Raw genomic sequence first — 12,031 nt, 5'->3', positions numbered from 1 at the left:
TGGTTTGAGTAAACTCGACGAATTCGAGAATTTCGACATATTTCTTTTCTTCTAGCAGTTTTTTTATTGAATTTATAAAGATTTTGAATGTTTTCGGGTCAAAAATACTATAGAAAAGCCAAGGTAAATTTAAGGCTTTTATTTCCCTTTTTAAAATGTTTATAGACTCATCATCAAAAGAATGGATGAAACCTACGAATTTAAGTTTTTCTATAAAAATTGATTTTTGAAGTTGAGGGAAGCTTTCCGATTTAGAGAATCTGATATTTTTTTTAAGTTTTTCCAAAAGCGTAATTCTTTCTTTCCATATTTCAGCATCTTTTATTATGTCAGGCTGATCGCTGTCTTCTATAGAAAGAATCGAATTTTGTTTTGATTTACAGTAATGAATTACAACTTGAATAACATTTTGGAGCAATAAACGTTCTTTTATTTTGGCTGCTTCCAAAGAAACTTCATTCCATCTCGAATCTACTTGCCTAGCATGTAAATAGTCTATTTCGTCATCCATAAAGCTGAGTACGATCTCCAATACTTCCGGGGGCATTTCATTAAGTTCAATTTCAGGAACTTCTCTATTGATAGGGGATAAGGACTGGATTTTAGAGATGACTGCATTTATTTTTTTCAATTCACTCTGATTTTGATCTTCAATTTTGAGAGTTTGAACGATTCCGATTAAATCTGATTGATCCTTTTCTCCTAAAAATTTTTGGTGCTTTTCTGCAAACTTACCAATTTCACGAGCAACCCTAACTGGGGATGTCTGAGCGATATGAAGTTTAGGAAAAAAAGAAATAAACCGCTTAAGCCAGCGGGTAATTTTTTTATCTTGCTCTGAGGAACCTTTCAATTTTGTATTCAGATAAACACTCTTATTAGTACTAATTTTTTTTAGTTCTTGAACCTGAGAAGAAAAGTTTTCTTGTGTTTTATGAATTTTAAAAGGCATCGGTAAACCTCTTGGTTGAATAAATGTAATAAATGTTAAAAAATATTAATATTAACAGATTTTGCTTTATTTGTTAAATATTTTTTATTATATGATTGTTGTTGTTTTGTTTTCTATCTGAGTGTTTTTTTTGTGTTAATTAAAAAATATATTCATTTATCGAAATATAAACTACAGCAATAACACCTCTAATTGAATGATTGCTTAATGCGTTTATTCTTTTAGTAAGTTTAGTTTCGTAAGAATTTTCTGTATTACTTACTTTTTTCACTTTCGGAAGTTTTTTTACTGCCAATTTTGGCGGCAGCTTTAATTCCTTGGTGAATAAGAGGATGTTTAAGAATACGAGAATGTTTTATCGACTGTAGCTTACTTAGATCTGAGAAATTGGGAAGATTACTTTTATTACCTTCCTAAAGGAGGATATGTTTACCTCCAATAAAAATGTAAAATTATTAATTATTTGATTTTGTGGATTTAATTATAATACATGCGGAAATTTTTTGTTTTAATTAACATAATAAAGCTTTTAATTTGTTTTGAAATAATTAAGAGGAGAAAACAAAAGAATGAATTAAAATAATTTATGGTGTTTATGAGGTGAATTTTAAAGGTGGTTGTGCTATAATAAAACTTGGTATTAGAATACTTTTGATGGCGTAATTTTACTCTAAATATTTGAAGTTGAATGCAATTGACCATGGATTTTTAGAGGAATAGCGCCCTAGTCATCTGACTAGTCATTGTAAACGACACAAACAAAGGAGAATTACAATGTCAATACCAGGTTCAGATGCTAATTTAAATCCACTGAAAAGTCCGATAACTGACCCCTACTACGATTCGACAATTCAACCTTCTACAAATACATCCGTTACAGTTTCTTCTTCGACACAGACTCTCATCGATAGTTTATCGTCATCTTCAGCGGATGCCGCTACCCAATCCAGCAACTTAGTTCTAGTTGGTCCTTCTGGAAGTCCTTTACTGCCTACACCTTCAACTCACGTTAATTATGGAGACTTTCTTCAGCTCATTCAAAGTGTTACAGATACATTAAAGCAAACGAACTATCAAAATCAGGCTCAAGATTATTTGATGGATAAGGATATGTATTTGGAAAATGCTCTAGCCGCACAGTATTTAATCCAGCTCTACACCACTCTTGTGGCTTTCTCCAGTCAGATTCAATCGCTTGTTGGTCAAGAAAACGATGCAGTGGCAAGTCTTAATGCGGCACGAGCTCAGTTAAATAACACAATTCAATCTGGAAGAGCCGAAGACGTTGCTCAAATCAATGCGATGAATGCGGCAACGACTGCTTATTTAAATGGAGGGTCGCTTCAAGATTATAATTCAGCTGTTGCAACTTATAATAATTATATCACTACGCGAAACGTGGAATTGAGTGCAGCTCAAACCACTTATAATTCTGCCGTAGATACATATAATGCACAGGTTTCCCAAAATAACGCACAACTAGCTCAATTGAATGTGGAAGCAGCTAAGCTGGGAATTACACTCACGCTTTCTAATCAAAGTACTGTTGGTTATGCGTATCCAACACTTCCAGGAGTCGTCACAAATCCTCCAAGCTATGTTGATACGCCAACAGATGGCCTTCCTATGCTTCCTTCAATTACGAATACTGATAACCAATCGAGTATTTTAACGACTTATTATCAACCTGTCGTGGCCGCTTTGCTTCCTCTGATTCAGAATAGTGTGGCTCAAATGAATTTGAATAATGCCTATCTGGATTTGCAATATTATTATTTGGCAGGAAGAGCACCTAATTTACCCAATGCCTATATCCAACAAGCTGTGCAAAGTGCCACAGGAAATAGCAGCACAGCAGTTTCGGCGGGATCCTCTCTGGCAACTTTAGGTAGCTTAGCGCAATCGAACTCCTCTATTGGAAGAGTGTTGTCGGATGGGCTGTATAAATTAACAACTTTGCAGGATAGTCAACCCTTAAGTCCTAGACTTTACGACGAACTCGTATTGAACACGGTACAACTACTTGGACAGGTGAGTGCTTATGCAAGTCTTCCAGCAACTAGTTCTCTCGCACAGCAAGCTGGATTAATTCCGCCAGAAAGCCCAGCGGTGGGATTATCTGTGGGATATGGGGTATTGAAGGGGGTTGTCGGTTCCATTTCTGGTGAATCCTATAAAACGGCTCTTGGGGGATTGATTTCCGCGAATGCAAGTGAAGCTGGTCTCTCCGAACAGGGAATTGCCCAAGCTCAGCGTGTTTTAACAGCAACGACTAACCTTGCTATTTTGCAAATCGCGCTTGTTCAAGCTGCCGTAGCGTTGCAATCACCAGGCCTTGTCTCACAATTCTTGTCAAATCTGGAAAACTTACCAAACAATTCGGTACTTTTAGCCTCAAGCTCAAATGGATCTCAAACGAATGATGTGCTGCAGAATGCGGTTTCTCGCTCCCTATTGAGCTCGGCTTTAGCGGCTGAAGCTGCTAAGCAAGGATTGGAGGTGAATGCGCAAGCAATTAACAACGCATTGGCTAATGCTCAAAATCAACTCAATGCCAATGTGAATAATCCCAATACCTTACAAAATGCTTTATCACAGGAATTTCAGCAGGCGGGACTTTCTAGCGCACAAGCCAATGCTTTAGCTGCCCTAACAGTTGCTGAACTCGGCGGTTCGGCAAATCTACCATTTTTAAATGGTGTTTTTAGCGGCGTGATTGATTCGGCAAACTTGCCTATCAGCACTTTGGCCGCGAATGTTGGAGTGGGGAATGTCAGCTCAGGAATTATCGAGCAGGCTATTCAAAGCTCTTTAGCCAAAGCCAGTAGCCCAGATAGCTTTCAGTTGGCTTTAAATACGGCTTTAACCCAGGCGGGTTTAACAAGTGATACCGCCGCAAGTGTTTCTCGCAATCTGACAGTTGCTCTAGCTCAATCTACTTTTACTCAAGCTTTGGGATCCAATTTAGTCAATCTAAACTTATTGCAAGCTTCGGTAGCACAAAGTTTGCAGAACCAAAATGCATCAACGACAACAGATAATGCCGCAACTCAAGCGAATGCAGCTGTTACTGCGGCTGTTGGTCACGGTCCGCGAGCGGGAAGTGTGGCGGACCTCAAAAATATTTTGGCACAAGAATTGATTAATCAAGGAATTGCAGAAGCGCAGGCTAAAGCTATCGCTCAATCTGCGATTGTGGATTACGCAAATCCTGAAGCAAATCCTTTGGAATCAGGCAGTTTAACAAGGACACTTCAACCTCAAGAACTCGCTCAACAAGTCTTCTCTCGCGTTTTTGGCTTAGCTTCCGATTTGGGACCTTCCTCAGCTCAAAAACTGGCCTCAAATTACACACTTGCTCTACTTGGATTATCGACTCAAGGTGAATTAACAGATCGAGAACAGGCACAGCCTGCGGCATCTGTATTAAGTTTATTTAAACAGCAGTTGCAAGAACTTTCCAGTGCCGGACAGTTGGAAATTTTTAAACAGTGGGTTTCTCAAATGAGAGATTTAACCAATCCAAACCTGGAATTGGCACAATTCTTGAGTCAGATAAAAGAGCCAGCGACTGTTTTGTTGTCCACCGCAATTCCTTCTACAGGCATGCAGCAACTGAAACGACCTATCGACTCCCTACAAGTTTAACTACTTGGTCTCCTGGCATTTATGTGGATGCCAGGAGAGGGTTTTTGATTGAAAATTAAATAAAAATTTGATAGAATAATAATAGGGAAATGGGAATATAAAGATTACATAATGCTTATTATCGAAGTGTTATCTTTAGGGGACGCGGAAAAATTGTTCTGTCTTTCAAGGCAGAGGGAAGAAGGAGAAATGCTATGAGTTCTATCAGTTTGGTCCCAGTAACGATTGATGGAGTAACCTATCAAGCTAATGTGGAGTATACTGCTTCACAAGTAGGCCAGGCTTATCAGCAGTATTTGCAAACATTCGTTGACGTTTTTAATATGTCCGCTTCATCGGCCACAACGAACATTACTCAAACGACTGCGGATCAAATGAGTGCTGCAATTCAACAGCTACTTAATTTGGCTAAGAATGGACTGCAGGTACAGGTGGATCCAAGTCTGCCACCCAAAACATATTACATGACAGTGGAAATGGCGAATAACGTGGATTTGCTTGTGCAATCTCTAAAAGCGACTGGTGCTGCTGACCCAACTTCAGCGCTTACGGTAGAGCAAGCTCAGCAATGGAAATCTCTTTCCGCTGCATCGCCTGTGATCTCAACGATTTTGACAGCCGCGATTTCTGCTTCTGGAGAAGCCAACCGAAGTTTGCAATCCCTTGTTGAATTGATCTACGTTAAAACAGGTAACCAAGTTTTAGGGGATAGTATGGCTTCCCTTGAAAATGCTTTGCAAATAACGAAAGATTCGCTCAACATTTTGAATGACTTGCAAACGATGCATAACCGCATTACCACTTATTCAAAATCTGCTTTCTCTTCAACATTTCCCCTGCACCGTCCTGCGGTCGGTAGTGACCCAAGCTTATTCCGAAATCAATATCCAAGTGCTGCGAGTGCTTACTTTGGAAAACCAATTGACCCTGTTTTAAACCCAGATTTAGCAAGTACAAATGCTGCAGGATCGACTGTTCCTGGGGTGGATTTCCAAGCAGCTCTGACTCAGTTGATCACTTTAAGAAACCGCTTACAAGATGAGATTAACCAATTGATTCCTGTGACAAGTGCAACCAGTGCGACAGTGGGTGATACCCTTTTGGGAAAATTACAAGCTGTGCTGAAAGACCTTAATACTTATTTTGCTGTCAGCGGAGTTCCTGTCACAGCTTCCACAAATACCGCAGCTGCTTTTAAGGCATTTAAAACTTGGATGTTGGATAACTTGGATCAGCATAGCAACGCGAATGCGGGTAAAGCGGGTTTAATTCAACAAAACTTGACATTTGCGATTACTGCGGGTGAGTCCACTAACGATAGCCAAAAAGAGCAAGTTAGACGCTATCTATACGTATTTGAAGAGTATTATAAATCTGCTTCAGCAATTTTACAGGCCCTAACCCAAATCATTACAAAAATGGCTCAAAATATTGCTAAGTAATAATTGTTTATTAAAAATTTTATTAGTTTGTATAATATAATTAAGGTGTTTTTGAGATAACGTAATTTGGAACTTCTTTTTAACTCTTACAGAATTTGTTAGGTTCTCAAAAACGTGAAAGGAGGGTAAGCATATGACAACTTCAGGTCAAGACCTAGGTTTTACTTCACCTAATGATCCGGGTTTTAACGGGTTGACATTTCTTGAAAACCTACAAAATATTCTGTTTAAATCAGTTCCACCAACGAATACGTCTCAACCTGCCTATCAAGGGATGAATGCGGAGTCAACAGCCGCCGGAAAAACCTTAGATAGCTTTTTTGCACAGTATTCGAGCGGGAATCACTTGCCCACAACTTGGGCCGATTTCATTAATGCCTTCCGCACATATAATGGCGGAACGAATCCAGGCACAACTTCGGGAGATGCTTTCACTGGATTTTATAACGAATATGCGAGCTATATTGGATATTCAACCGGGGATTGGAGTAGCTTATCTTCGGTCACTCAAGCAAATATTCAAACACAATTCCAGAATGCATTCACCAACTTTATCAATAAATATACCTATCAAACAGATGGAACTGTTGGAAGTGCACTGAACTTCATGACTCAGTGGCATAACTATTTAACAGGAACTGCTGCACTTAATACAGCTTCCTCGGGTACAGCGGATTTAGCGACTTACGAACAAATTTATAAGGCGTTTTTCCCAAATGGGGATTTTGCCTCAAGATTGCAAAGCTTCTATCAAGACGTATTGAAATTTACAGGGACAGATGCGAATGGAACAAACGGGTATTTTATTCCTAGCCAGCAACTTTATAACTGGTTTCAACAGATTCAACAAGAATATAGTCGTAGTACAAGTGGAGCTTCAGGTCCATTAACTCCATCGGTGGAAACTTCTTCCTCTAAAAAAGTGCTCATTTTGGACCGGATTTTTGCCCTACTCATTGAAATGATCGACACATTACAAAAAGTGGCCTCATCTCAAGCGGACCGCCTGAGCTTTTTAACTCAGTGGCAAAAAGCCTATACAGATTCGATGAACCAGGTACCTACCTTTATTCAAGGGGGTGGGGTTTCTGCTGTTAACCAAAGTACAACTTCTGGTCGTAATGCTCGGGATGACTTAAACAACCTGAACTCAAACTTGACTGAAACCATGCGTTCTAACCGATCTGTCATTAGTGATGATTCCAAGTCTTTGCAAACAAACGTTAACCAAAGTAACGATGCCGTGACGCAACAGAGTGACTTAACAACCTCTTTAATTCAGGAATTTAGCACAATTTTAGCTGCCATTTACCGTTAAGGAGTAAGGCTATAAAAATACTTTAGACAAAATTAAGAGGCATAAGTTTTTAATTCAGCAAGACAAGGCGGACTCAATAAATAACATAAGTATTTTGCAAGAATTATCGATGAATAAGGAGAGCCCCTTATGAAAGGTGAACAAAGTCAAATCAAAAAGGCAACTGCGAAAGTGGGAGCTGAATTAAAGCAAGAAAAAGTGAAAGAAGTGAAAGCGGCAACAGAAAATGTTGTAAAGAAAGGGCTTGCTCCGAAAGACCTCATGGGCATGAGTGATGCAATGGTTGAAGGGGTATATGGGCAAGCTTATCGTCTTTACAATACAGGAAAATATAAAGAGGCATCCCATTTATTTCGTCTACTCATCATGCTAAATGCAACCGAATCAAAATATTCGATGGGATTGGCGGCCTGTTATCACATGTTGAAAGCCTATGAGAGTGCCGTACAAGTCTATGCAATTTGTGCATTATTAGATCCCGAAAATCCCATTCCTCACTACCACTCTTCCGACTGTTATATCCAAATGGGGGATAAAGTGTCAGCGATGATCGCGTTGAAAATGGCGCAAGAGAGAGCTGGCAATAAACCTCAGTATGCAACACTGAAAGATCGCACAGCATTGACAATTAAAAGCCTGCAAAAGGAAATTGAGAAAATCAACAAGCAAATTGCTGAAGAAAATCAACCGATTTCATAGACGCTATCATTATTTTTCTAAGGCCTCATATTGAAACCCTTTAGGAGAATCTTATGAATGAATTTAATATTTCATCACAGGGACAGCAAACAAATTGGAATGTGGCTACGAATGAAACAGAGGGAGCAAAAGCAACAGTAAATGTTAACCAAGGAGCAGTCATTCAAGACTCGCTTAATCAAGCGGAAGGAACTCAAACGGCTAAAACTTACTTGCAGCTGCCTGGTGCACCTGCACTAGAAACTCCTTCCGGCGAGACTGTCCCATTCAAGCAAATGACCATGAGTGATGCGACAAAACTGATGTCGACCACTACTCAAACTCCAGAGGAAGCGCTTAATAACTTTATTAAGGGAGGCCTTGCCGAGGCTGTTCTCAGCGGAGCTCTTTCTGATACAGAAGCAGGGCAAGCGCTTGCTCAATACATTAATCCCAAGGCGAATCCTAAGGCAGGAACCAATCCTAAAGTGCAGGCGACGCTTAAGCAAGTTGTGGCCCAAGCGAATCAAGAAGCACAGCAATTGACCAAGCAAACACCGGACCAAGCCTCAGCCAAGGCGGCTTTAACTCAGCAGGTTCAAGATCAAAGCAATACAACTTTTGACAGTGCTTTTAAGGCTGCTGTAAAGCAAGCCGTATCGCAAATGGGATTGCCCAAAGAACAAGCCGATCAACTGATTGCAAAAACCATCTTTGCCCATGAGCACCCAGAAGCCGTGACACGCTCGCCAGACGACTTGGCAAGTCAGATCGAAAAGCAAGTGGGTGAACAAGTCAAACAAGAAATGGGATTACCTGATGATTGGCAATTTACCCCTGAAACCTCCAATCTGGACGATAAGCTAGCCACCGATTATAACTCTGCCTATGATGCGGCCATCTCGGGGGATTTTTCAAAAATCCAATCCAATCCCGATTTAGTCAAAACTTTAAAAAACATGTCTCCCCAGCAACTCGCTCAGTTGAAGTATGCGCACTACAATCCTGGAACAGCGAGCCAAACAGGAAATTTACGCGATGTCAACGCGCAATTGGAAAGCATGATTTTAGGAAGCTTGATTAATGAATATGGTTTCCCTCCAGGATGGAAGCCTGCGGTAGACAATTCAGCTCAAAATGCGACTATTAAAGGGGCTTATCGGGCTGCTTTTGCACAACAAGTGAGCAATTACGCAAAAAGCCAAACACCTCCATTGACACAAGATCAAATCGATCAAATCATGGAAGCCTTTGACAATCCAGAGGTCGCTTCTCCCCAAATGAAAGCCTTGATTGGACAATTGCAACAATCGGCCATTAGCTCCATTCGAGATGCTTATGGATTGCCTTCTGACTGGACTGCTCCTGTCGGTGAGACAGAAAATGCCATGTTAGATCCGTTTTCTGCCCAAGTGGGGACAAATGCGATCAACTTAGGCAAGGAAATGATTAGCCAAGCGACGACTTTGGCATTAAATCTGCCAAATGTTCCCATGAAAGCTGAAATTTTGGACTTCATGAAAGCGATCAGTGACGCTTTGACTAAGTTACAAGAACAAATTTATCTAATTCAAAACCAGGATGCAAGTAAAGCGAAGGAATTGGGTAAAGCGGAGCTTGATAAGCAATTAAACAAGCTTGCCGAACAGAAAAAACAGATGGAAGACCAAAGAAAATCAGGTAAGCCAGGTCTGGGGATTTTTAATTCCATCATGAAAGTATTAGGCCCTATTTCGACAGTCTTTTCTGTTGTGATTGCTGTTCTGACATTAGGCGCGGGTGCAGGTTTGATCGGTGTAGCTGTAGCTGCCGCTGCTATCGCTTATACAGTTGCTGACCAAGCTTTAACAGCAAGTGGAAAACAAGGGGTCATGGGCTATGCGATGCAAGCTTTGACAGCCGCAATTAAAGCTGCAATTCCAGGGCCGCCAGCATTGCAAATGGCCATGGATATGATCATTAAAACGGTTGCGATTGTCGCGCTGACGGCTTTAGTGATGACAGCCAACCCCATGGTGGGAATGACTGTAGGATTGCAAGCCATTGGTCAAGCGACGATGCAAAGTAATGTCATCCAAAACCTTGTGAAGTTGATGGGTGGCGATGAGATGGCGCAACAAATTACAGCTATGGTGTTAGTCACTGTCGCAACAGTGGTCGCTTCCTTAGCCTTTATGGTTGTCACATTCTTCTTGCAAGCTGAACTGATTCCATTCCAAATTGCTGAAACCGTTGCAAAAGTCGCCAAAACTCTTGTTGAGACCCTGACAAAAATGGCTTCGCTAGCGGAGAAAATCTCAGATGCGATCCTCAAAATTGCTAGAATGCAACTATTGGATATTGCACAAATTGCCAACCAACTTCTGTCTAATGGATTGGATGCCGCGCATAGCGCGATCGAAATTCGATCTCAATTACAACAGGCAGCTCAGGTGTTAGCAAAAGCAGAACTTGAAGCAGATATGCAAGTGTTGAATGCCATGATTAAGCTTTTACGCAAAATTATCGATAACTTAACAGCTGGAATGCCCGCTGAAGCAGAAGCAATATCAGAAATCGGAACTCTTAAAACACATATTTGGCAGAGCCAAAGTCAAATTACGACAAATATAGCAAATGCAGGAGCAGCCTAAGCGCTGCTCTGAATTTAGAGAGGGAGGAAGAAGGATGGCAACAGCAGCCGATAAGATCATTAAAAAAGAACTAGACAAACTAGGTTCGGAAATCACCAAAGAACAACGAAAATCGTACGAGGATGTGCTTAATAAAATTTTTAAGGATGGGCAATCTCCTCAGCAAGCCATGGGCCTTAGCGATGAGACTTTGGAAGCATTCTATGGCTATGCCTACAACCTTTACGGATCAGGTAATTACTTAGACGCCCAACGCATCTTCCAATTTTTGATCAATCTGGATGCCAGTCGCAGTAAATATGCACTCGGACTTGCAGCGTCGATGCATATGCAAAAAAATTATCAGGCAGCCATTGAAGCCTACATGCTAGCCGCTTTTTATGATCAAGAAAATCCTGTGCCCTTCTTCCATATTGCAGACTGTTACATTAAATTAGACAACCCCTATGGGGCTTTACTCGCTTTGGACGACGCTATCAGACTCGGATTTTATCCTAGATATACCCTGCTTCGTTCAAAAGCCATCTTAATGCGAAAAAAAATCCGAGATGATTTGGGACTACCAGATACTCCACCACCTATCAAAGAGTACTTAATTTTGCAAGGATGTGATGTAGAGGGGTTAGATATTGAGAAGTTATTCCTCCCCGGTAGTGAGGGAGAGGAGGAAAAATTTGAAGAAGCCGTAAAGAAAGCCGAAGGTACATCCCAAGAGAGAGAGAAAGCACAAATGATCGTACAAGAAAGTTCTGAATCAGGAGATGTGGATTTAGAGCCTGGAAGACAATGGGATCCACCTAAACTGGAATTATAATAGATCTTTCTCATGAGGAATGTCACATGAAAGACCGAAAGCTTCCTCATTAAACGGAGAAAACTTATGAGCATTTCAGGATCAGGTGTTGGAGGGACTCCCGGAGGACCCCAACAACCTACCATATTTGAACTACAACAAAGAGGAATAGAAGACACCCAAAAAGCGCAATTGGCTATTGTAAAAGATACGGTAGAGGTTCCCTTAACCCAGTTAGGGGGTGGATCGGATGAAGTTTACGAAAGATATAAATCCTCTTCCTCTCAGCCCGTTTTAGCACCTTTAGTCCAATTTCGTATGGCATCTTCTAGCGATAAATCGGAGTCTTTGGATACAACAGAGATCCTCCAAAACTTAATTTCGCGACTCCCTGAAGCCATCATTTCAGGGTTGGCAATCAACCAAGCCCGTCTTCCTCTAGAACAAAATTTGAGCCTAGTTGCCCTCGATAATGTGCTCACTTCTGTGGCGCTGACATTAGCGTTTATTGAAAGTGCTGCGCAGCTTCCGGCAACAGGCTCATTAGAAGCAGATCGTTTGGAAATT

7 protein-coding genes and 1 pseudogene are annotated in these 12,031 nt (G+C 40.8%); 7 read left to right on the top strand and 1 reads right to left on the bottom strand.

Annotated features, from left to right (window positions below; translation table 11 throughout):
* The coding region (locus tag AB7E63_RS12270) for an F-box protein (protein WP_428419595.1) at positions 1-952 on the bottom strand (952 nt) is incomplete at its 3' end.
* A gap of 774 nt (positions 953-1,726) precedes the next feature.
* On the opposite strand from AB7E63_RS12270, the gene AB7E63_RS12265 reads away from it, so the two are divergent.
* The 7 genes and pseudogenes from AB7E63_RS12265 to AB7E63_RS12235 all read left to right on the top strand — a co-directional run.
* The gene (locus AB7E63_RS12265) at positions 1,727-4,600 is read left to right on the top strand and encodes a hypothetical protein (RefSeq protein ID WP_006341680.1); all 2,874 of its coding nucleotides are present in this window, start codon (positions 1,727-1,729) and stop codon (positions 4,598-4,600) included.
* 194 nt (positions 4,601-4,794) lie between these two features.
* A complete protein-coding gene (locus tag AB7E63_RS12260; protein ID WP_428419594.1) occupies positions 4,795-6,042 on the top strand; it encodes a hypothetical protein in 1,248 nt (415 codons plus the stop codon).
* 133 nt (positions 6,043-6,175) lie between these two features.
* On the top strand, positions 6,176-7,360 hold the full coding sequence (locus tag AB7E63_RS12255) for a hypothetical protein (RefSeq protein WP_059360129.1): 1,185 nt from the start codon (positions 6,176-6,178) through the stop codon (positions 7,358-7,360).
* A gap of 129 nt (positions 7,361-7,489) precedes the next feature.
* Entirely contained in the window at positions 7,490-8,059 is a 570-nt protein-coding gene (locus AB7E63_RS12250; protein WP_006341683.1) for a SycD/LcrH family type III secretion system chaperone, read from the top strand.
* Between the two features lie 53 nt (positions 8,060-8,112).
* A complete protein-coding gene (gene sctE, locus AB7E63_RS12245) occupies positions 8,113-10,671 on the top strand; it encodes a type III secretion system translocon subunit SctE (protein ID WP_006341684.1) in 2,559 nt (852 codons plus the stop codon).
* Positions 10,672-10,705: 34 nt separating this feature from the next.
* On the top strand, positions 10,706-11,485 hold the full coding sequence (locus tag AB7E63_RS12240) for a SycD/LcrH family type III secretion system chaperone (protein WP_006341685.1): 780 nt from the start codon (positions 10,706-10,708) through the stop codon (positions 11,483-11,485).
* Between the two features lie 66 nt (positions 11,486-11,551).
* Positions 11,552-12,031: pseudogene (locus AB7E63_RS12235) on the top strand (hypothetical protein); the annotation flags it as partial.

It is taken from the genome of Parachlamydia sp. (assembly GCF_050255895.1).
GTDB classification, from domain to species: domain Bacteria; phylum Chlamydiota; class Chlamydiia; order Chlamydiales; family Parachlamydiaceae; genus Parachlamydia; species Parachlamydia acanthamoebae.
Note: the sequence above shows the minus strand (reverse complement) of the source record. Positions and strands in the feature narration are given on the sequence as shown.